This window comes from Mycobacterium sp. E1214 (genome assembly GCF_001666755.1).
Classification (GTDB): domain Bacteria; phylum Actinomycetota; class Actinomycetes; order Mycobacteriales; family Mycobacteriaceae; genus Mycobacterium.
Window position 1 is genome coordinate 16,334 of the sequence record NZ_LZJC01000151.1, and the last position, 21,265, is coordinate 37,598.

At 70.5% G+C, this 21,265-nt stretch carries 22 protein-coding genes; 19 read left to right on the top strand and 3 right to left on the bottom strand.

Translation table 11 applies throughout. The annotated features are described in order from the left end of the window. Positions 1-272: 272 nt before the first annotated feature. Both A5700_RS21175 and A5700_RS21180 read left to right on the top strand, forming a co-directional pair. Positions 273-752: an MPT63 family protein gene (locus tag A5700_RS21175; protein ID WP_068064443.1), complete on the top strand. Its 480-nt coding sequence runs from the start codon at positions 273-275 to the stop codon at positions 750-752. A 120-nt stretch (positions 753-872) separates the two neighbouring features. Next, complete coding sequence (locus tag A5700_RS21180) at positions 873-1,808, top strand: lysophospholipid acyltransferase family protein (protein ID WP_068204987.1); 936 nt, start codon at positions 873-875, stop codon at positions 1,806-1,808. A 22-nt stretch (positions 1,809-1,830) separates the two neighbouring features. Here A5700_RS21180 and A5700_RS21185 read toward each other — a convergent pair whose 3' ends face one another. Continuing rightward, positions 1,831-2,613 (bottom strand): response regulator transcription factor, encoded by a 783-nt coding sequence (locus A5700_RS21185; RefSeq protein WP_068064449.1) that lies wholly within the window; start codon positions 2,611-2,613, stop codon positions 1,831-1,833. Positions 2,614-2,787: 174 nt separating this feature from the next. After that, positions 2,788-3,027, bottom strand: a complete 240-nt coding sequence (locus tag A5700_RS21190; protein WP_068064451.1) for a CsbD family protein — start codon at positions 3,025-3,027, stop codon at positions 2,788-2,790. A 291-nt stretch (positions 3,028-3,318) separates the two neighbouring features. Between A5700_RS21190 and pyrH the strand changes: the two genes are divergently transcribed. The 6 genes from pyrH to A5700_RS21220 all read left to right on the top strand — a co-directional run bounded on the left by pyrH (position 3,319) and on the right by A5700_RS21220 (position 8,395). Continuing rightward, on the top strand, positions 3,319-4,152 hold the full coding sequence (pyrH, locus tag A5700_RS21195; RefSeq protein ID WP_068064454.1) for a UMP kinase: 834 nt from the start codon (positions 3,319-3,321) through the stop codon (positions 4,150-4,152). Between the two features lie 66 nt (positions 4,153-4,218). After that, complete coding sequence (gene frr, locus A5700_RS21200) at positions 4,219-4,776, top strand: ribosome recycling factor (RefSeq protein ID WP_068064456.1); 558 nt, start codon at positions 4,219-4,221, stop codon at positions 4,774-4,776. 32 nt (positions 4,777-4,808) lie between these two features. Then, complete coding sequence (locus A5700_RS21205) at positions 4,809-5,732, top strand: phosphatidate cytidylyltransferase (RefSeq protein WP_082959782.1); 924 nt, start codon at positions 4,809-4,811, stop codon at positions 5,730-5,732. 18 nt (positions 5,733-5,750) lie between these two features. Further along, complete coding sequence (gene rlmN / locus A5700_RS21210; RefSeq protein WP_068064458.1) at positions 5,751-6,845, top strand: 23S rRNA (adenine(2503)-C(2))-methyltransferase RlmN; 1,095 nt, start codon at positions 5,751-5,753, stop codon at positions 6,843-6,845. 118 nt (positions 6,846-6,963) lie between these two features. Continuing rightward, a complete protein-coding gene (locus A5700_RS21215) occupies positions 6,964-7,473 on the top strand; it encodes a redoxin domain-containing protein (protein WP_068064459.1) in 510 nt (169 codons plus the stop codon). Between the two features lie 4 nt (positions 7,474-7,477). Next, on the top strand, positions 7,478-8,395 hold the full coding sequence (locus A5700_RS21220; protein WP_082960302.1) for a cytochrome c biogenesis CcdA family protein: 918 nt from the start codon (positions 7,478-7,480) through the stop codon (positions 8,393-8,395). On the opposite strand, the gene A5700_RS21225 is transcribed toward A5700_RS21220, so the two are convergent. After that, a complete protein-coding gene (locus A5700_RS21225) occupies positions 8,346-8,600 on the bottom strand; it encodes a DUF2631 domain-containing protein (protein ID WP_068064462.1) in 255 nt (84 codons plus the stop codon). The two genes, A5700_RS21220 and A5700_RS21225, sit on opposite strands and share 50 nt — an antisense overlap. Before the next feature lie 112 nt (positions 8,601-8,712). Between A5700_RS21225 and dxr the strand changes: the two genes are divergently transcribed. From dxr to A5700_RS21280, 11 genes are all read left to right on the top strand, one after another. Beyond that, complete coding sequence (gene dxr, locus A5700_RS21230) at positions 8,713-9,906, top strand: 1-deoxy-D-xylulose-5-phosphate reductoisomerase (protein ID WP_068064464.1); 1,194 nt, start codon at positions 8,713-8,715, stop codon at positions 9,904-9,906. Between the two features lie 39 nt (positions 9,907-9,945). Continuing rightward, complete coding sequence (locus A5700_RS21235; RefSeq protein WP_068064466.1) at positions 9,946-11,163, top strand: RIP metalloprotease; 1,218 nt, start codon at positions 9,946-9,948, stop codon at positions 11,161-11,163. A gap of 21 nt (positions 11,164-11,184) precedes the next feature. Continuing rightward, on the top strand, positions 11,185-12,351 hold the full coding sequence (gene ispG, locus A5700_RS21240) for a flavodoxin-dependent (E)-4-hydroxy-3-methylbut-2-enyl-diphosphate synthase (RefSeq protein ID WP_156671339.1): 1,167 nt from the start codon (positions 11,185-11,187) through the stop codon (positions 12,349-12,351). A gap of 54 nt (positions 12,352-12,405) precedes the next feature. Then, the gene (locus A5700_RS21245) at positions 12,406-13,260 is read left to right on the top strand and encodes a GNAT family N-acetyltransferase (RefSeq protein ID WP_068064471.1); all 855 of its coding nucleotides are present in this window, start codon (positions 12,406-12,408) and stop codon (positions 13,258-13,260) included. A 166-nt stretch (positions 13,261-13,426) separates the two neighbouring features. Further along, the gene (locus A5700_RS21250; protein WP_068064474.1) at positions 13,427-15,247 is read left to right on the top strand and encodes a penicillin-binding transpeptidase domain-containing protein; all 1,821 of its coding nucleotides are present in this window, start codon (positions 13,427-13,429) and stop codon (positions 15,245-15,247) included. A gap of 67 nt (positions 15,248-15,314) precedes the next feature. Then, entirely contained in the window at positions 15,315-15,902 is a 588-nt protein-coding gene (locus A5700_RS21255) for a DUF1707 domain-containing protein (RefSeq protein ID WP_068064476.1), read from the top strand. 155 nt (positions 15,903-16,057) lie between these two features. Beyond that, a complete protein-coding gene (gene map / locus A5700_RS21260) occupies positions 16,058-16,915 on the top strand; it encodes a type I methionyl aminopeptidase (protein ID WP_068204988.1) in 858 nt (285 codons plus the stop codon). 4 nt (positions 16,916-16,919) lie between these two features. Continuing rightward, entirely contained in the window at positions 16,920-18,419 is a 1,500-nt protein-coding gene (locus A5700_RS21265; protein WP_068064483.1) for a cobyric acid synthase, read from the top strand. A gap of 151 nt (positions 18,420-18,570) precedes the next feature. After that, a complete protein-coding gene (locus A5700_RS21270; RefSeq protein WP_068064540.1) occupies positions 18,571-19,122 on the top strand; it encodes an alpha/beta hydrolase in 552 nt (183 codons plus the stop codon). 21 nt (positions 19,123-19,143) lie between these two features. Then, on the top strand, positions 19,144-20,538 hold the full coding sequence (locus A5700_RS21275) for a glutamine synthetase family protein (RefSeq protein ID WP_068064485.1): 1,395 nt from the start codon (positions 19,144-19,146) through the stop codon (positions 20,536-20,538). Then, the gene (locus A5700_RS21280) at positions 20,519-21,265 is read left to right on the top strand and encodes a gamma-glutamyl-gamma-aminobutyrate hydrolase family protein (RefSeq protein WP_231973673.1); all 747 of its coding nucleotides are present in this window, start codon (positions 20,519-20,521) and stop codon (positions 21,263-21,265) included. The genes A5700_RS21275 and A5700_RS21280 overlap by 20 nt, the downstream gene beginning before the upstream one ends.

Below are 21,265 nucleotides of genomic sequence, written 5' to 3' on the forward strand. Positions count from 1 at the left end.
GGCCGGCCGGATTCCCACGCTCGGACTACCCGCCGGGAGACGGCTCAATCGCGGTACCTCCCCGGGCGGTAGTCATGTGAGTTGTGAGACCAATGATATTTCTGGGGCCATAGTTGCTGAGGTATAAGGCCTTATCGGTGCATTTGCTCGCCGCCATTTCCCGCTATTGGTTGACGTTGCGGGTTTAAGCCCGCGTCGGAATGGCTATCGAAACTGCTGTGGTTTGTCGCCCTTTCGGGGGGCGCGATTGTTCGACAGGAAAGGAATTTCCCATGAAATCGATGACCGGCATCAAAACCGCAATTGCCGCCGGGGGGATCGGAGCGGCGGCGGTGTTCACGACGGCGACGGCGTTCGCCGCGCCGCCCACCATCCAGGCGTTCGGCAGCAGCGAGCAACTGGTCGACGGCCCGCTGATCACCAGTTACACGGTGAGCAACCTGCAACCGAGCAACGTCGTCATTCCCGGCTACACGCCCAAGGGTCAGCTGTATCAAGCCGACGTCACCGCCCGCTCCGACGGCGGCATCGTGACGCCGCTGGTCGCCGACTTCAACGCCCGCGCGGCCAACGGCCAGACCTATCGGGTGATCGACCGGACACCGGCGCCCAACGGGCTGAGCCCGGCGCCGCTGCCGCAGGGCCAGCAGTCGAGCGGCACCCTGTACTTCGACGTCACCGGCCAGCCGCCCAACGGCGTGGTCTACAACGACGGCGTGCAGGACGTGCTGACCTGGACTAGCAACACCTGACCGGCGACCCGCCCGACCACGCCGACGCCTCCCCGCGCCGTTCCCGGTGCGGGGAGGCGCTTTTTTCCGGGTCGCCGAGAACCGTGCATCGCACGCGCCGGAATCGGGTACACCGCAGCCATGAGTAACCCAGATCACAGGCCAGCAGACCTTCGCGCGCAGGCGCAGCGCAACGCCGAGAAAGCGCGCGCGAAGATGGAGGACCGGCGCAAGGCGCAGAGCGGCGGCGTCAGTGGATGGGTCGCCGAGCGCGCCGGCCAATGGGATCTGCGCGGCCAGAACGAGGCCACCTTGCAGCGGCAGAAGTACCTGTGGAACGTGCTGGTGGACTACTGGTTCCGCATGGAGATCGACGGCTGGGAAAACATCCCCGAGCCGCCGGCGCTACTGGTGGGCATCCATTCGGGTGCCCCGTTCGTGTGGGACGCGTGGACGGTCGGCCTGCAGTGGTGGCGGCGGTTCGGGCAGGACCGACCCCTGCACGGCACGGCCCACGACGCGCTGATGGCGATCCCGCTGTTCGGGCGCTACTTCCGGTCGATGGGGGTGCTGCCGGCGGCGCCCGACGCGTTCGCCACCGCGCTGGCGGAGGGTCGCGATGTCGCGCTGTGGCCCGGCGGGGAAGTCGACTCGCTGCGGCCGTGGACCGAACGCGACCGCGCCAATCTCGCCGGGCGAAAGGGCTTCGTCGGCATGGCCATTCGCGCCGGCGTCCCGATCGTGCCCATCGCCACCGTCGGCGGTGCCGACGCGATGCCGGTGCTGATTCGGGGCGACAAGCTGTCCAAGGCTCTCCAGTTGGACCGCCTGTTGCGGCTCAAGGTGTTTCCGTTGGCGGTCTCGCTGCCGTGGGGGATAGCGCCCGCGGCGCTGCCTCAGTTGCCGCTGCCCGCCAAGATCAGGACGCGTTTCATGCCGGCCGTCGAACTCGACCACGACCCGCAGCGTGCGGACGACGAAGACTACGTGGAGCGCAAGTACCGCGAGGTGCAGGACTCCATCCAAGAGGGGATGGATGCGCTGGCGCGCAAACGCGCCTTCCCGTTGTTCGGGTAGCGGCCGCGGCCCCTAGCCCGCCTTAGCTCGAGAGGGCTTGTGTCCCAGCGGGATCGGGCCCACCGGAGCCGCCCGGATCCGGGGGTGGCGGCGTCGTCGACCATCCCGGGGTCAGCGTCGATTCGGTGACGATCCATTCCGGTTGCGGCGGGGTGGCCGCGCGATACCCGACGCCGCGCACCGTGCCGATCATCCACTGGTGGCGCGGTCCGAGTTTCGTCCGGAGCCGTCGCACGTGGACGTCGACGGTGCGTACCCGCCCGCTGCAGTCGTAACCCCACACCTCGTGCATCAGCCGGGTGCGGCTGAAGGCCCGGCCCGCCTGCTGCACAAGGAAGTTCAGCAACCGGAACTCGGTCAACGTCAGATCCAGTCCCTTGCCCTCCAACGAGGCGGTCAGGTCGGCCGGATGCAGGAGCAGGTCACCGAACTTCAGGGTGCCGTCAATCGCGTTGCGGCGGCGCCCGATTGCCAAGCGCAGCCGCGCCCGCAGTTCCATGGCGCCCGGGCGGGGCAACATCACGTCGTCGAACTGCCAATCGGCGTCCACGGCGGCGCAGTCGGCCGGTTCCACTAGCGCCACCACCGCGGTGGTCGGGTTGCTGCCGGCCAGGCGCTGGCAAATCGCTTGCGCCGCAGGGAGGTTGCGGCGCGCGTCGACGATGGCGACATCCGCACCCTCGGGCTCGCCGTCGAGATGAACGGTCAGCTGGGCGCGCCGCGCGTCGGGGGCAAACGACTCCAGCTCCGGCAGAGCGGTCTCGAAGTCATCCGCATCGGTGAGCACCAAAACGTCCAACGACATCTCCCAACTTCGCCAGGTCGGTCCACCCCCCGGTCCGTAGGCATCTCGCACGGGAGATGTCGTACAGCGCTATTTCTGGATACCCGTCACGCGTTGAATTATGCCGACGCGCAGCGCCGTAAACACCGATGAGCCCGGTCCGCCGTTACGGACCGGGCCCACCTGTGGAGCAAGCTACTGGTTGGACTTCTGGCGCTGCTCGGCCGCTTCGGCGCCGCCGCGAGCCGCCTCGGCCTCGGCTTCCTTCTTGGCCGCGTCGCGCTGCGCCTCGGCCTTGTCCTGCTGGGCCTGGCCCTCGCGCGTCAGGTCGTCACGACCCGCCACGGCGCCGACGGCCTCCTTGGCCTTGCCCTTCACGTCCTCGACGACGCCCTTCACAGCTTCAGCCGGTCCCGACTTGTTGTCGTCAGCCATGGATCAGTTCCTCCTCGTTGGCGTGTGGTGAGCTCTGGTGCTCATGCCGATCGCGAGCGATCGATCCCGTCATGCGGCACAGCACGGCCCTACTTCTTAAGGCCAGCCAGTCCTCCCGCGATGGGGCGGATTCCCGTTGCCGCGCCGGGCTCAAACATTTGACGCGGTCGTGAACAAAACACCAGCCCATAACGCACCCCGCCGAAGCCGCATTGTGCTGCGATGAGGCAGGATGTGAACTGCCGTTCCGGATGAGGTCGCCCGGGATGGCACTGTCATGCGAGGAGTCTGATGACGGAGCCCACGGAGCCCCACGTCGCCGGCTCGGCGGCTCCCGGGTCGCAGTCGGCGAGCGCCGAGAACGGCGTTGCCCTGTCCGCACCGGAAAACGGGTCGCTCTCCGGCCAGCCCATCACCCGGGCCCGCTATTCACGAGTGCTGCTCAAGCTGGGCGGTGAGATGTTCGGGGGCGGCTCGGTCGGGCTCGACCCCGACGTGGTGGCCCGGGTGGCTCGCCAGATCGCCGAGGTCGTCCGCGGCGGCGTGCAGGTGGCCGTCGTGATCGGTGGTGGCAACTTCTTCCGGGGCGCGCAGTTACAACAGCGCGGCATGGAGCGCACCCGCTCGGACTACATGGGCATGCTCGGCACCGTCATGAACAGCCTGGCGCTGCAGGACTTCCTGGAGAAGGAGGGCATCGTCACGCGCGTCCAGACCGCGATCACCATGGGACAGGTCGCCGAGCCCTACCTGCCGCTGCGCGCGGTGCGGCATCTGGAGAAGGGGCGCGTCGTGATCTTCGGCGCAGGCATGGGGTTGCCGTACTTCTCCACCGACACGACCGCCGCGCAGCGCGCGCTGGAGGTCGGCGCCGAGGTGGTGCTCATGGCCAAGGCCGTGGACGGGGTGTTTTCGGCGGACCCGCGCGAGGACCCCGACGCGGAACTGATCGCGGCCATCACCCACCGCGAGGTGATCGACCGCGGGCTGCGGGTGGCCGATGCCACCGCGTTTAGCCTGTGCATGGACAATGGCATGCCGATCCTGGTGTTCAACCTGCTGACCAATGGCAATATCGCCCGTGCGGTCGCTGGTGAGAAGATCGGGACCCTGGTCACCACCTGAGGAGGAGCGGCGCACGTGCGCGCCGGCGACGATGCAGAGCGAAGCGATGAGAAGGAGCGGCGCACGATGATTGACGAGGCTCTCTTCGATGCGGAAGAGAAGATGGAAAAGGCCGTATCGGTGGCCCGCGACGACCTGTCGACGATCCGGACGGGGCGCGCCAACCCGGGCATGTTCTCGCGCATCGTGATCGACTACTACGGCACTAACACGCCGATCACCCAGCTGGCCAGCATCAACGTCCCCGAGGCGCGGCTCGTCGTCATCAAGCCGTACGAAGCGGGTCAACTCGGCGCCATCGAAACCGCGATTCGCAACTCCGACCTGGGCGTGAATCCCAGCAACGACGGCACCCTGATTCGCGTCGCCGTGCCGCAGCTGACCGAGGAGCGCCGCCGGGAGCTGGTCAAGCAGGCCAAGGGCAAAGGGGAGGACGCCAAGGTCTCGGTGCGCAACATCCGCCGCAAGGCGATGGAGGAGCTGCACCGCATCCGCAAAGACGGCGAGGCGGGCGAGGACGAGGTCGGCCGCGCCGAGAAAGACCTGGACAAGTCCACTCAGCAGTACATCACCCAGATCGACGAGCTGGTCAAGCACAAAGAAGGCGAGCTGCTGGAGGTCTAGCGACCGCTCAGCAGCTGATTCGTTTCAGGTCCGTGGCAGACACCGGCGCAGGCATCCCTCCCCGCGAGCCGGCGCGCGCGGCCGAGAAGCCCGCCGAGCGGCCGGCGAAGAAGACCTCCCGCGCCGGGCGCGACCTGCGCGCGGCCATCCTGGTCGGCGCCAGCATCGGCGGCGTGCTGATCGCCACGCTGGTGTACGCCCCCCGCTACTGGGTGGTGCTGGTGGCTGCGGCCATCTTCGTCGCCACCCACGAGGTGGTTCGGCGGCTGCGCGAGGCCGGATTCCTGATCCCCGTCATCCCGCTGCTGCTCGGCGGCCAGCTGACCGTGTGGCTGACCTGGCCGTACCACGCCGCCGGGGCGATGGCCGGATTCGGTGTCACGGTGATGGCCTGCATGTTCTGGCGACTGTTCATGCAGGACAACAGCAAACCGGCCGGCCCGGCCGACGGCTCGGCGTCGGCGAACTACCTGCGCGACGCGTCCGCCACCGTCTTCCTGGCGGCGTGGGTGCCGCTGTTCGCCTCGTTCGCCGCGCTGCTGGTCTATCCCGCCGACGGTGCGGGCCGGGTGTTCTGCCTGATGATCACCGTCGTTGCTTCCGACGTGGGGGGCTACACCGTCGGCGTCCTGGCCGGCAAACACCCGATGGTGCCGGCGATCAGCCCGAAAAAATCCTGGGAGGGCCTGGCCGGATCGCTGGTGCTCGGCATCACCGCGGCGATCCTGACCGCGACCTTTCTGGCGGGCAAGCCCCCGTGGGTGGGCGCGCTGTTGGGCGTCGTGCTGGTGTTCACCTGCACCCTCGGTGACCTGGTGGAATCCCAAGTCAAGCGCGACCTCGGCATCAAGGACATGGGCCGCCTGCTGCCCGGCCACGGCGGCCTGATGGATCGGCTCGACGGCGTGCTGCCGTCGGCCGTGGCGGCCTGGACGGTGCTGACACTGGTGCCCTGAGGGGATACTGGACCAGTCATGGTTGTGCAGTTGACGTTTTCCGAGCGCCGCCCCGGCCGGCCCCCGCGGCACCTGGCCGACCTCGACGCGCAGGGCCGCGCGTCGGCCGTCGCCGAGTTGGGCCTGCCGGCGTTTCGCGCCAAGCAACTGGCGCATCAGTACTACGGCCGGTTGATCGCCGACCCGCGCCAGATGACCGATCTGCCCGCCGGTGTGCGCGACGCCCTCGCCGAGACGATGTTCCCGACGCTGCTCACCGCGGTCTCCGACATCACCTGCGACGCCGGCCAGACCCGAAAGACGTTGTGGCGGGCCGTCGACGGCGCGACGGTCGAGTCGGTGCTGATGCGCTACCCGCAGCGCAACACGGTGTGCATCTCGTCGCAAGCGGGCTGCGGCATGGCCTGCCCGTTCTGCGCCACGGGTCAGGGCGGGTTGACCCGCAACCTGTCCACGGCCGAAATCCTCGAGCAGGTGCGCGCCGGTGCGGCGGCGCTGCGCGACGACTTCGGCGACCGGCTGTCCAACGTGGTGTTCATGGGCATGGGTGAGCCGCTCGCCAACTACGCGCGGGTGCTGGCCGCGGTGCAGCGCATCACCGCCGCGCCGCCGCACGGTTTCGGCATCTCGGCCCGTTCGGTGACGGTGTCGACGGTGGGGCTGGCCCCGGCGATCCGCAGGCTCGCCGACGAGCGGCTCGGGGTGACGCTGGCGCTGTCGTTGCACGCGCCCGACGACGAGCTGCGCGACACGCTGGTGCCCGTCAACAACCGGTGGAAGGTGGCCGAGGCCCTGGACGCGGCGCGCTACTACGCCGACACCACCGGCCGGCGGGTGTCGGTGGAGTATGCGCTGATCCGCGACGTCAACGACCAGGGCTGGCGGGCCGACCTGCTGGGGCAGCGGCTGCATCGCGCGCTCGGACCGCTGGTGCACGTCAACCTGATCCCGCTCAATCCCACGCCCGGCAGCGACTGGGACGCCAGCCCGAAGGCCATGGAACGCGATTTCGTGCGCCGCGTGCGGGCGCAGGGGGTGTCGTGCACGGTGCGGGATACGCGCGGACGCGAGATCAGCGCCGCGTGCGGACAGCTGGCCGCCGAAGGCGGGTAGGTGGAGCGCAGGCGCTTTGACCCGAGCCTGCGGACAGCTGGCCGCCGAAGGCGGGTAGGTGAACCGATCCGGTGGCTGCGCCGTTGTCTAGGGCGTGATTTCAGCAAATGAGGACTCCATGACCGTTCGCTCGTCCGCGCCCCGCCACGTGTTTGCCGCAGCCCTGCTGGCGGTGGCGCTTCTGCTCGGCCTGAGCGGTGCTCCCCGCGCGCTGGCCGCCGACGACCGCCTGCAGTTCACCGGGACCACCCTGAGCGGGGCGCCGTTCAACGGCGCGAGCCTGCAAGGCAAGCCCGCCGTGCTCTGGTTCTGGGCGCCGCAGTGCCCGTTCTGCAACGCCGAGGCCCCGGGCGTCGCGCAGGCCGCCGCCGCCAACCTGGGTGTCACGTTCGTCGGCGTGGTGGGCCATTCGGACGTCGGCGCCGCGCAGGACTTCGTGTCGAAATACCACCTCAACTTCACCAACCTCAACGACGCCGACGGCTCGATCTGGGCGCGCTACAACGTCCCTTGGCAGCCGGCCTACGTGTTCTACCGCGCGGACGGCAGCTCGACGTTCGTGAACAACCCGACCTCGGCGATGTCGGCGCAGGAGCTGTCGGACCGGGTCGCGGCCCTCAAGTCCTAGAGGCGTGGACCGGGGTCTGATCGGGCTCGCGTTCGCCGCCGGCCTGGTCGCAGCCGTGAATCCGTGCGGCTTCGCGATGCTGCCCGCGTACCTGCTGTTGGTGGTGCGCGGGCACGGCGACGGCGGACGGTCGGCCGGGGCGCCGCTGGGACGTGCGCTGACCGCGACGCTCGGCATGGCGCTGGGCTTCGTGACGGTGTTCGGGGTCTTCGGCGCCCTGACCCTCTCGGCGGCCGCAGCCGTCCAGCGGTATGTGCCGTACGCGACGGTCGTCGTCGGTGCGCTGCTCGTCGCGCTGGGGGGCTGGCTGCTGGCGGGCCGGTCGCTTGCCATCGCCGGTGCCGCGCGGCTGGCCGCGCGGTGGGCGCCGAGCGCCCGCCTCGGCTCCATGTACGGCTACGGCGTCGGCTACGCGATCGCGTCGTTGTCCTGCACCGTGGGCCCCTTCCTGGCCGTCACCGCGGCCGGGCTGCGGGCCCGGTCGGCGGTCACCGGGGCACTGGTCTACGTCGCCTACCTGGCGGGGCTGACGCTGGTCGTCGGGGTCCTGGCCGTCGCGGCGGCGACGGCCAGCTCGGCGATCGTCGACCGGCTGCGTCGGCTACTGCCCGTCGTCAACCGGATCGGCGGGGCGCTGCTGATCGTCGTCGGCCTCTACGTCGCCTACTACGGCTATTACGAGCTGCGCCTGCTCCACGGCGCCGCCGACCCGCGCGACGCGGTGATCGCGGTCGCCGGTCAGGTGCAAGGCGCGGTCGCGGGCTGGGTGCACCAGCACGGGGTGTGGCCGTGGCTGGCGGCGCTGGCCGCGCTGGGCGTCGTCGCCGCGGGCCTGCGGGCGCGACGGCGCGATCCTGGGCGGGAAGCGGTGGCTAGCGGATCCAGCCGCGCCGCCGACCCCACAGGTCGCGGATCAGGATGAACAGCACCAACGCGGCGAACCCGAGCAGAAACCAGTCCTCGACGTGGCCGATGTGGTTGCCGCGCAGCATCGCCAGCAGGAAGACGAAGCCGATCAGGCCGGTCACGTGCCAGGTGCGGTGATTGATCCGGCTCCAACCCCAGGCCGCCGAGGGCACCTCGAAGGTGTCGACGCCGTTGGAGTGCTCCACCTCGGTACTGGCCACGGCGCATCCCTTTCGGATCGGATCGGCTTGTTCCGATGAATTCTGGCATACCCGGCGCGCGGGCGTGGCGAGCAGATGGCCCGCCCCGGCTCACGGGCGGCACAATGAAACGGTGACCGATCCGACGACCGACGGGCAAACCGGCGCGCGCCTGCGCGTGCTGGTGCTGGGCAGCACCGGCTCGATCGGCACCCAGGCGCTCGAGGTCATCGCCGCAAGCCCCGACCGGTTCGAGCTGGTCGGCCTGGCGGCGGGCGGCGCGAACCTGGACACGCTGCAGCGCCAGCGCGCCGAGACCGGCGTGACGAACATCGCCATCGCCGACGAGCGCGCCGCGGAAGCGGCCGGCGAGGTGGCGTTCCGCGGGCCCGACGCGGCCACCCGGCTGGTGCAGGAAACCGAGGCCGACGTCGTGCTCAACGCGCTGGTCGGGGCGCTGGGGCTGCGGCCCACCCTGGCGGCGCTGGACTCCGGCGCCCGGTTGGCGCTGGCCAATAAGGAATCCCTGGTGGCCGGGGGCCCGCTTGTCCTGGGCGCCGCCCGGCCGGGGCAGATCGTGCCCGTCGACTCCGAACATTCCGCGCTGGCGCAGTGCCTGCGCGGCGGCACCCCCGACGAGGTCGCCAAGCTGGTCCTGACCGCCTCCGGCGGCCCGTTCCGCGGCTGGACCGCCGCCCAACTCGAGGACGTCACCCCCGAGCAGGCCGGCGCCCACCCCACCTGGTCGATGGGGCCGATGAACACCCTGAACTCGGCCTCCCTGGTCAACAAGGGGCTGGAGCTCATCGAGACCCACCTGCTCTTCGGCATCGACTACGACCGCATCGAGGTGGTGGTGCACCCGCAGTCAATCGTTCATTCGATGGTCACCTTCGTGGACGGCTCGACGATCGCGCAGGCCAGCCCGCCGGACATGAAGCTGCCGATCGCGCTGGCCCTGGGCTGGCCGCACCGGGTGCCGGGCGCGGCGCGCTCGTGCGACTTCAGCACTGCCGCCACCTGGGAGTTCGAGCCCCTGGACAGCGACGTGTTCCCCGCGGTGGAACTGGCCCGGCACGCGGGCGAGACCGGCGGATGCCTGACCGCGGTCTACAACGCCGCCAACGAAGAGGCGGCGGCGGCCTTCCTGCGCGGCCGCATCGGGTTCCCCGCGATCGTGAAAACCATCGCCGACGTGCTGCACGCCGCCGACCAATGGGCCCGCACACCCGCTAACGTGGATGAGGTACTCGATGCGCAGCGTTGGGCACGGGAGCGGGCGCAACGCGCCGTCGCCCGCGAACGCCCCGCCGAGGTCGTGCGGTGACGCCTCCGAACACAACGTCAGAAAGGTGCTGACAGCGACATGATGTTTGTCATCGGCATTGTGCTGTTCGCCCTTGCCATCCTGATCTCGGTGGCCCTGCACGAGTGCGGGCACATGTGGGTTGCGCGGGCGACGGGCATGAAGGTGCGCCGCTATTTCGTGGGTTTCGGCCCCACCCTGTGGTCGACCCGCCGCGGCGAGACCGAGTACGGCGTCAAAGCCGTTCCGCTGGGCGGCTTCTGCGACATCGCCGGGATGACCTCGGTCGAGGAACTGGCGCCCGACGAGACCGAGCGCGCGATGTACAAGCAGGCCGCGTGGAAGCGCGTCGCCGTGCTGTTCGCCGGGCCCGGCATGAACTTCCTCATCTGCCTGGTGCTGATCTACGTCATCGCGCTGATCTGGGGGCTGCCGAACCTGCACCCGCCCACCCAGGCGATCGTCGGCGAAACCGCTTGTGTCGCACCGGAAGTCGCTCCGGGCAAGGTTGCCGACTGCACCGGCCCCGGCCCGGCGGCGCTCGCCGGCATCCGCCCCGGCGACGTGATCGTCAAGGTCGGCGACACCCGGGTGGCCACCTTCGAGGACATGGCCGCGGCCATCCGCAAGCTGCACGGCACCGTGCCCGTCGTGGTCGAGCGCAACGGCACCCCGATCACCGCCTACGTCGACGTGACCCCCACCCAGCGGTTCGTCGCCGCGGGCGGGCACGACTCGGCGGCCCAGCCCTCGACCGTCGGCGCCATCGGCGTCGCGGCGGTCCGGGTGGCGCCGGCGCACTACAACGTGCTCTCCGCCGTGCCGGCCACCGTCGCGTTCGCGTGGAGCCTCACCGGCGAGGTGGGCAAGGCCCTGGTCGCCATCCCGACCAAGTTGGGCGCGCTGGTGCACGCCATCGGCGGCGGCCAGCGCGACCCGCAGACCCCGATGAGCGTCGTCGGCGCCAGCATCATCGGCGGCGACACCGTCGACCACGGCCTGTGGGTGGCGTTCTGGTTCTTCCTGGCCCAGCTGAACCTCATCCTGGGCGCGATCAACCTGGTGCCGCTGCTGCCGTTCGACGGCGGACACATCGCGATCGCGGTCTACGAGAAGATCCGCAACCTCGTGCGGTCGGCCCGCGGCAAGGTCGCGGCGGCGCCCGTCAACTACCTCAGGCTGATGCCGGCGACCTACGTCGTGCTCGTGTTCGTGGTCGGCTACATGCTGCTGACCGTGACCGCCGATCTGGTCAACCCGATCAGACTCTTCCAATGACGACTCGAAGGAAATGACACTGTGAACGTTGGCCTGGGCATGCCGGCGCCCCCGGCGCCCACGCTCGCCCCGCGGCGGACCACGCGCCAACTGATGGTCCGCGACGTCGGGGTCGGCAGCGACTATCCGATCTCGGTGCAGTCGATGTGCACCACGAAGACCCACGATGTCAACTCGACGCTGCAGCAGATCGCCGAGCTGACCACCGCCGGCTGCGACATCGTCCGGGTGGCGTGCCCGCGCCAGGAGGACGCCGACGCGCTGCCGGCGATCGCCAAGAAGAGCAAGATTCCGGTGATCGCCGACATCCACTTCCAGCCGAAGTACATCTTCGCCGCGATCGACGCCGGGTGCGCCGCGGTGCGCGTGAACCCCGGCAACATCAAGGAATTCGACGGCCGGGTCGGCGAGGTCGCCAAAGCCGCCGCGGCGGCGGGCATCCCGATCCGCATCGGCGTCAACGCCGGGTCGCTGGACAAGCGGTTCATGGAGAAGTACGGCAAGGCCACACCCGAGGCCCTCGTCGAGTCCGCGCTGTGGGAGGCCTCGCTGTTCGAGGAGCACGGCTTCGGCGACATCAAGATCAGCGTCAAGCACAACGACCCGGTCGTCATGGTGGCCGCCTACGAGCAGCTCGCCGAGCAATGCGACTACCCGCTGCACCTCGGCGTCACGGAGGCCGGCCCCGCGTTCCAGGGCACCATCAAGTCCGCGGTCGCCTTCGGTGCGCTGCTGTCGCGGGGCATCGGCGACACCATCCGGGTGTCGTTGTCCGCGCCCCCGGTCGAAGAGGTCAAGGTCGGCACGCAGATCCTGGAGTCGTTGAACCTGCGGCCCCGGTCGCTGGAGATCGTGTCCTGCCCGTCGTGCGGGCGCGCGCAGGTGGACGTCTACACGCTGGCCAACGAGGTGACGGCCGGCCTGGACGGCCTGGACGTGCCGCTGCGCGTCGCGGTGATGGGCTGCGTGGTGAACGGGCCGGGCGAGGCCCGCGAGGCCGACCTGGGCGTCGCGTCGGGAAATGGCAAGGGGCAGATCTTCGTTCGCGGCGAGGTGATCAAGACGGTGCCCGAGGCGCAGATCGTCGAGACGCTGATCGAGGAAGCCATGCGCATCGCCGCCGAGATGAACGACGATCACGGTCCGGACGCAACACCCAGCGGTTCGCCGGTTGTGACCGTAAGCTGAATAGCGGCCGGCGTCGTTTGGCCGCTTCGATTCGCACCACAGAGAGTTCGCCACATGTCGGCTCCGCCCCTGTTCCGCCTAGTCGGCGACCGACGGGTGTCCGTGGTGCGCGACGCCGCGGCCGTCTGGCGGGTGCTCGACGACGACCCGGTGGGGTCGTGCATGGTCGCGGCCCGCGTCGCCGACCACGGCATCGACCCGAACTCGATCGGCGGCGAACTGTGGACGCTGCGCGGGGCTGAAGAATCGCTGTGCTTCGCGGGGGCGAACCTGATTCCGCTGCGCGGCGCGGCGGCCGACCTGAACGCCTTCGCCGACGAGGCGATGCGCGGCACGCGGCGCTGTTCGTCGCTGGTGGGCCGCGCCGAGTTGGTGATGCCCATGTGGGAGCGGCTCGAGCCGGCGTGGGGCCCGGCCCGCGACGTCCGCGACCACCAGCCGCTGCTGGCCCTGACCAAGCACCCCGCCTGCGACATCGACCCCGCGGTGCGCCAGGTGCGGCCGGAGGAGCTGGACGCCTACCTGGTGGCGGCCGTCGACATGTTCATCGGCGAGGTGGGGGTCGACCCCCGGCTCGGTGACGGCGGCCGGGGTTACCGGCGCCGGGTGGCCAGCCTGATCGCCGCCGGGCGCGCCTGGGCGCGCTTCGAACACGGCCAGGTCGTCTTCAAGGCCGAGGTGGGGTCGCAGTCGCCCAGCGTCGGCCAGATCCAGGGGGTCTGGGTGCACCCCGAGATGCGGGGGCGAGGGCTCGGGACCGCCGGCACCGCCACCGTGGCCGCGGTGATCGTGGGCACCGGGCGCACCGCCAGCCTGTACGTGAACAGCTTCAACGCGGTGGCGCGCGCCGCTTACGCGCGGGCGGGCTTCACCGAGGTCGGGACCTTCGCCACGGTCCTGCTGGACTGAGCGCCGGGGCGCGGCGGCCAGGTGCTCGAGGGCGCGGCTGCATCAGGCACGCTGGCGCCACCGGTGGCCCACGAACGCGCCACCGCCTGGCGTAACCCGTCCATAACGATTCGGCGTCGGTGTGTCGGCGCGGCTGCCGACGCCTCAGTTCTTAACATCAGCAACGATGGTAACGAGAACAACATTGGCCTCAGGTGCCTCAGTGGTCTTGCTCGTCGCGGCGATCGGCCTGTCGGCGTGCACGCCACGCCCCGAAGGCCCCGGCCCCGCGGCGGAGAAGTTCTTCCACGCGCTGGCCATCGGTGACACCGCGACGGCCGCGCAACTGAGCGACAGCCCGAACGACGCGCGCGAGGCGCTCAACGCCGCGTGGGCCGGGCTGCAGGCCAGCCACCTGGACGCGCAGATCCTCAACGCCAAGTACGCCGAGGACACCGGCACGGTCAACTATCGGTTCACCTGGCACCTGCCCAAGAACCGGAACTGGAGCTACGACGGCCAGCTCCGGATGGCGCGCGACGAGGGCCGCTGGGAGGTCCGTTGGACCACCACGGCGCTGCACCCGAAGCTGGGCGAGCACCAGACGTTCGCCCTGCGGGCCGACCGGCCCCGCCGCGCCTCGGTGAACGACCTGGGCGGCAGCGACGTCCTGGTGCCCGGCTTCGTGTACCACTACGCGCTCGACGCCACCAAGGCCGGCCCGCCGCAGTCGCTGAGTTTCACCACCCACTCGATCGTCGACGTGTTGCGGCCCTTCAACGACACGCTGACCGACCCGCAGCTGCTCGCCGAGCGGGCCAGCTCGTCGGCCAACCAGGTGGACCTGGGGGTGACTCTGCTGCCCGCCGACAACGACAAGGTGTTCCCGCTGATCGGCCGGTTGCCGGGCATCGTGGTCACCCCGCAACCCGAAATGCTGCCCACCGACCCGCATTTCGCGCCATCGGTCGTCGCCGCGGTCAAGAAGTCCGTGGCCGACCAACTTGACGGCGAGGCCGGCTGGCGGGTCGTGAGCGTCAACCAGAACGGCGTCGAGCTCGAGGTGCTGCACGAGGTGGAGGGCTCACCGGCGCCGTCGGTGTCGATCACGCTGGACCGCGTCGTGCAGAACGCCGCCCAACGCGCGGTCGACAACAAGGGCGGCAAGGCGATGATCGTCGTCATCAAGCCGTCGACCGGCGAGATCCTGGCGATCGCCCAGAACGGCGGCGCCGACGCCGACGGCCTGCCCGCCACCAACGGCCTGTTCCCGCCCGGCTCGACCTTCAAGATGATCACCGCCGGCGCGGCCGTCGACCGCGACATGGCCACGCCCAACTCCATGCTCGGCTGCCCCGGCCACCTCGACATCGGGCACCGCACCGTTCCCAACTACGGCGGTTTCGACCTCGGCGTCGTGTCGCTGTCGCGGGCGTTCGCCAGCTCGTGCAACACCACGTTCGCCGAACTGAGCAGCAAGATGCCGCCCCGCGGCCTGACCCAGACGGCCGCCCAGTATGGAATCGGCCTGGATTACTCGATGGACGGCGTGAGCACGGTGACGGGCTCGGTGCCGCCGACGGTGGACCTGGCCGAACGCACGGAGGACGGCTTCGGCCAGGGCAAGGTGCTGGCCAGCCCGTTCGGCATGGCCCTGGTGGCCGCGACCGTGGCCGCCGGGCGGACCCCGGTGCCGCAGCTGATCGCGGGGCGGCAGACGGCGGTCCAGGGCGACGCCACGCCGATCAGCCCCAAGATGGTCGACGCGCTGCGGCCCATGATGCGGCTGGTGGTCACCAACGGCACCGCGAAGGAGATCGCCGGGTGCGGCGAGGTGTACGGCAAGACCGGTGAGGCGGAGTTCCCCGGGGGATCGCACTCCTGGTTTGCCGGCTACCGCGGCGACCTCGCCTTCGCTTCGCTCATCGTCGGCGGCGGCAGCTCCGAGTGGGCGGTGCGCATGACGAAGTTCATGTTCGAGGCGCTGCCGCCGAACTTCCTGGCCTGACGCCGGTGGGCCGCCCGGCACCGCGGCGTAAATTCGGGGGCGATGGTTGTCGGCGTCAGGAAAGGCCATGACGGAGCCCGGTAAAGACATGGTGGCGTTGCGGGTCTCGGACGCCGACCGGAACGGCACGATGCGGCGGCTGCACAACGCCGTTGCGCTCGGGCTGATCGATATCGACGAGTTCGAACAGCGCTCGTCGCAGGTCTCCTACGCGCGCACCCGCGGCGAGCTGGACGGCCTGGTCGGCGACCTGCCGGGTCCCGGCGCCATCGTCACTTCCGCCGCCGACCGGGTGGAGCTGCGCGGCTGGGCGGGGTCCCTCAAACGCCACGGCGAATGGATGGTGCCCACCCGGCTGGCCCTGGTCCGCCGGGTGGGGTCGGTGCACCTGGACCTGACCAGGGCGCGGTTCGCCGGCCCCGTGGTGGTGATCGAACTCGACATGCGCCTCGGTTCGGTCGAGATCCGGTTGCCCGACGGCGCCAGCGCGTCCATCGACGACGTCGAGGTCTACGGCGGCAGCGCCAGCGACCGGCGCAAGGACGCGCCCGGGGAGGGCCGCCCCCACGTCGTGCTCACCGGCCGCGTGGTGTGCGGGTCGGTGATCATCCGCGGACCCCGCCGGTCGCTGCGGCGCCGCGCCCGGCCGGCCTGACGACGGCGCGGGGCGCCCGGAGCGGCCGGGTGTGCAGCCACGGCGGTGCTACCGCCGAATTACCGCCACCCGAGCACACTCGACGCCGCCGGCGCACGCCCGGCGGCCCACGCGGTCGCCGACGCGTGGCGGTCACCAGCTATTAAGCTGGTCGTATGCCCGCCCGCACCGCCCTCGCCCCCGGCGAACTGTCCGCGACCCTGCCGGTGCCCGCCCGCATCGCCCGTCCCGAATACGTGGGCAAGCGCACCGCCCAGGAGGGCAGCGAGCCGTGGGTGCAGACGCCCGACGTCATCGAGAGGATGCGCGTGGCCGGCCGGATCGCGGACCGCGCCCTGGCCGAGGCGGGCAAGGCGGTGGCGCCCGGGGTGACCACCGACGAGCTCGACCGGATCGCCCACGACTACATGATCGACCACGGCGCCTACCCCTCGACCCTGGGCTACAAGGGCTACCCGAAGTCGTGCTGCACGTCGCTGAACGAGGTGATCTGCCACGGCATCCCGGACTCGACGGTCATCCAGGACGGTGACATCGTCAACATCGACGTCACCGCCTACATCGACGGCGTGCACGGCGACACCAACGCCACCTTCCTCGCCGGTGACGTCAGGGAGGAGCACCGGCTGCTGGTCGAGCGCACCCACGAGGCGACGATGCGCGCGATCAACGCCGTCAAGCCTGGCCGGGCGCTCTCGATCGTCGGCCGCGTCATCGAGTCGTACGCAAACCGGTTCGGCTACAACGTCGTTCGCGATTTCACCGGGCACGGCATCGGCACCACCTTCCACAACGGGCTGGTGGTGCTGCACTACGACCAACCCTCCATCACCACCGTCCTGCAGCCGGGGATGACGTTCACCATCGAACCGATGATCAACCTCGGCGGCCTGGACTACGAGATCTGGGACGACGGCTGGACCGTGGTCACCAAGGACCGCAAGTGGACCGCCCAGTTCGAGCACACGCTGCTGGTGACCGACACCGGCGTCGAGATCCTCACGCTGCCGTGAACCGGTGACCGGGGCGCTGCTGGTCGCGGGCACCAGCTCCGACGCCGGCAAATCGGTCGTGGTGGCGGGATTGTGCCGGCTGCTGGCGCGCGACGGGATCAAGGTCGCGCCGTTCAAGGCGCAGAACATGTCCAACAACTCCGTCGTCACCGTCGAGGGTGGTGAGATCGGCCGGGCCCAGGCGCTGCAGGCGCGGGCCGCCGGCCTGGAACCCAGCGTGCGGTTCAACCCGATCCTGCTCAAGCCGGGCGGCGACCGCACCTCGCAGCTGGTGATCAAGGGCCAGGTGGCCGACTCGGTCGCGGCGGCGGACTACGTCCGACACCGGGACCGCCTCGCCGCGGTCGTGGCTGACGAATTGGCTTCGCTGCGTGACGAATTCGACGCGGTCATCTGCGAGGGTGCGGGCTCGCCCGCCGAGATCAACCTGCGGGCCACCGACCTGGCCAACATGGGGCTGGCCAGGGCCGCCGACCTACCCGTGATCCTGGTCGGTGACATCGACCGCGGCGGCCTGCTCGCCCACCTATTCGGCACGGTGGCGGTGCTCGAGCCCGCCGACCAGGCGCTCATCGCCGGCTTCGTCGTCAACAAGTTCCGCGGCGACCCGGCGTTGCTCGAACCGGGATTGCACCAACTGCGAGACCTGACCGGCCGACCCACCTACGGCGTGGTGCCGTTCACCGACGCCCTGTGGCTCGACGCCGAGGACTCGCTGTCGGTGGTCGCGCACCGGGTGGTCGGGACGCCCGAGCCGCCGCGCGGCGAGGAGTGGCTGCGGGTCGCCGCGGTCCGGTTGCCCCGGGTCTCCAACTCCACCGACGTCGAGGCCCTGGCCTGCGAGCCGGGCGTGCTGGTGCGCTGGGTGACCGACCCCGCGGACCTGGCCGACACCGACCTGGTCGTGTTACCCGGCAGCAAGGCCACGGTCGCCGACCTGGCCTGGGTGCGCGAGCGCGGCCTGGCCGACGCGATCGCCCGGCACGCCGCGGCCGGCCGGCCGGTGCTGGGGATCTGCGGCGGCTTCCAGATGCTGTGCCGACGCATCGACGACCCGGTGGAGTCCAAGGCCGGCCGGACGGCCGGGCTGGGGCTGCTGGACGCCGACATCGCCTTCGCCCCGGCCAAAGTGCTGCGCCGCTGGGGGGCGCCGCTGGCCGGCTACGAGATCCACCACGGCCGGCTCACGCGGTGTGCCGAGGACGAATGGTTCGGCCGCGACGGGGAGCCGCACGGCGTCGTGCGCGGCGCGGTCTTCGGCACCCATTGGCACGGCCTGCTCGACAACGACGGCTTCCGGCGCGACTGGCTGGCCCGGGTCGCCGCGGCGGCCGGTCGGGGCGGCTTCGTCCCCGCCGAGACCGATGTCGGCGCGCGGCGCGACGCCCAATTGGACGCGGCCGCCGACCTGCTCGCCGCGCACCTGGACATCGACGCCATCTGGACATTGCTGCACGGTCCACCGCCGCCTCGGCCGCGGATCGCAACGGCGTTGCGGCCGTGAGGGATTCGGCAGAACCGGGATGCCCCTCGCGGTTGCTGCCAACGATGCCGGCAGCCGCACGGCGAAACCGGCGAAGTTGCCGGGCCAGCCAAGATGTGCAGAACCGTCGCGCGCGCACGCCGAGTGGCTGTAGCGTGCGGAGGTGCCCTCGATGATGACCACGCTCGACGGGTTTCCCGTCCCGGTACACGTCGCCGGCCCCGAAAAGGGCGTCGTCGTCGTCATCGTGAGCGACGAGCAACGCCCTCCCGCCGCGTACGACGCGGTGTGCGAGCGCTTGCACACCGCGTCGTTGCGGACCGTGGTCATCGGCCTAGATCCGCGGCTGACGCCCAAAGCGGTGATCGGCATCCTGGACGCCCTCGGCATCGGATGGGCCGTGGTGGTGGGCGACCGCGCCGGCGGCCAGCTCGCGTGGGAGCTGGCGGCGACCAAGCTGGGCCGGTTCGTGGGTCTCGTGGTGGTCGACCGCGGGCACCCGCGGGCGTCCGGGCAGGGCGGCCCCGAGCGCGACGGCCACTGCCCGCCGGTCGAGATCAGCACCACCGTGCTGGCGAGCTCCCCGGCCGCCCGCGAGGTGGCCCGCGCCAGCCAGCAATACGTCTACGCCGAATACCGGGTGGTGCAGTTGGGGCGCCGCACGGTTCAGGAGTCCACGGCCCAACTGGCCGCCGAGATCGTCTTGCGCACCAGCACCTGGTGAAGCCTGGTTGACTAGACGGTCATGGCCGACCGGGAACGCGCCCTGACACCTTCGAGCGGGCCGGCGCTGTCGGTGGCCGCGCTCGAACAGCTCGTGGACGCGGGCGCGGTGGACACCGTCATCGTCGCCTTCGCCGACATGCAGGGCCGCCTGGTGGGCAAACGGGTGTCGGCGTCGCTGTTCGTCGACGAGGTGCTCACCCACGGCGCCGACTGCTGCAACTACCTGCTCGCCGTCGACGTCGACATGAACACCGTGCCGGGCTACGCGATGTCGAGCTGGGACACCGGCTACGGCGACATGGTGATGCGCCCGGACCCGGCGACCCTGCGGCTCGTTCCCTGGCTGCCCGCGACGGCGCTGGTGATCGCCGACGTGGGCTGGCCCGACGGTAGCCCCGTCACCGCGTCGCCGCGTGCCGTGCTGCGCCGCCAGCTCGACCGGTTGGCCGAGCGCGGGCTGGTCGCCGACGTGGCCACGGAGCTGGAGTTCATGGTCTTCGAGCAGCCCTACCGGCAGGCCTGGGCGAGCGGGTACCGCGGCCTGACGCCGGCCAGCGACTACAACATCGACTATGCGATCGCGGCGTCGTCGCGAATGGAGCCGCTGCTGCGCGACATCCGGCGGGGCATGCAGGGCGCCGGGCTGCGCTTCGAGGCCGTCAAGGGCGAATGCAACCGCGGGCAGCAGGAGATCGGCTTCCGCTACGACGAGGCGCTGGTCACCTGCGACAACCACGTCGTCTACAAGAACGGCGCGAAGGAGATCGCCGACCAGCACGGCAAGAGCCTGACGTTCATGGCGAAATACGATGAGCGCGAAGGCAATAGCTGCCACATCCACCTGTCGTTGCGTGATGACGCCGGCGCCGCGGTGTTCGCCGATCCCGACGGCCCGCACGGCATGTCGGCGACCTTCCGCCGGTTTCTCGCCGGCGTGTTGGCGACGCTGCCTGACCACACGTTGTTCCTCGCCCCTAATGTCAACTCTTACAAGCGATTTGCCGACGGCAGCTTCGCCCCCACGGCGCTGTGCTGGGGGCTGGACAACCGCACCTGCGCCCTGCGGGTGGTGGGGCACGGCGGCAGCACCCGGGTCGAGTGCCGGGTGCCCGGCGGTGACGTCAACCCGTATCTGGCCGTGGCGGCGCTGCTGGCGGGCGGGCTGTACGGTATCGAGCAGGGCCTGACGTTGGGGGAGCCGTTCACGGGCAACGCCTACCAGGCCCGCGGCGTCGAACGGCTGCCGGCCACGCTGGCCGAGGCGGCCGCGGCGTTCGAGGCGTCGCCGCGGGTGCGGGAGGCCTTCGGCGACGACGTTGTCGCGCACTACCTGAACAACGCCCGGGTGGAGCTTGCGGCGTTCAACGCGGCGGTGACCGACTGGGAGAGGATGCGTGGGTTTGAACGGCTATAGCCCGAGCCGCCCGGTGGTCGGCCTGACCACCTATCTCGAACGGGTGCGGACCGGCATCTGGGACGTTCCCGCGGCCTACTTGCCCGCCGACTATTTCCAGGGGATCCAGCTGGCCGGCGGGGTTCCGCTGCTGCTGCCCCCGCAACCGGCCGACCCAGAGTCCGTCACCGCGGTGCTCGACAGCGTGCACGCGCTGGTGATCACCGGTGGCTACGACCTGGACCCCGCCAGCTACGGCCAGCAACCCCATCCCACGACCGACGCGCCGCGCACCGACCGTGACGCCTGGGAAATCGCCTTGCTGCGTGCGGCTTTGGACCGCGGCCTGCCGGTGCTGGGCATCTGCCGCGGTGCGCAGGTGCTCAACGTGGCCTTCGGTGGCACGCTGCACCAGCACCTGCCCGACGTGCTCGGGCACAGCGGCCACCGGGCCGGCAACGGCGTGTTCACGCGGGTGCCGGTGCGCACGGTCGCCGGCACCCGGTTGGCGGCGCTGGTCGGGGAGCGCGCGGAGGGGAAGTGTTATCACCATCAGGCCATCGACAAAGTCGGCGCGGGCCTCGAGGTCAGCGCGACCGACGCCGACGGCGTCGTGGAGGCGGTCGAGTTGCCCGGTGACGATTTCGTGCTGGCGGTGCAGTGGCATCCCGAGCAATCCCCGGACGACGTGCGGCTTTTCGCCGCCATCGTCGCCGCCGCCCGCGCGCACGCCCGGCGGGTGAGCTGA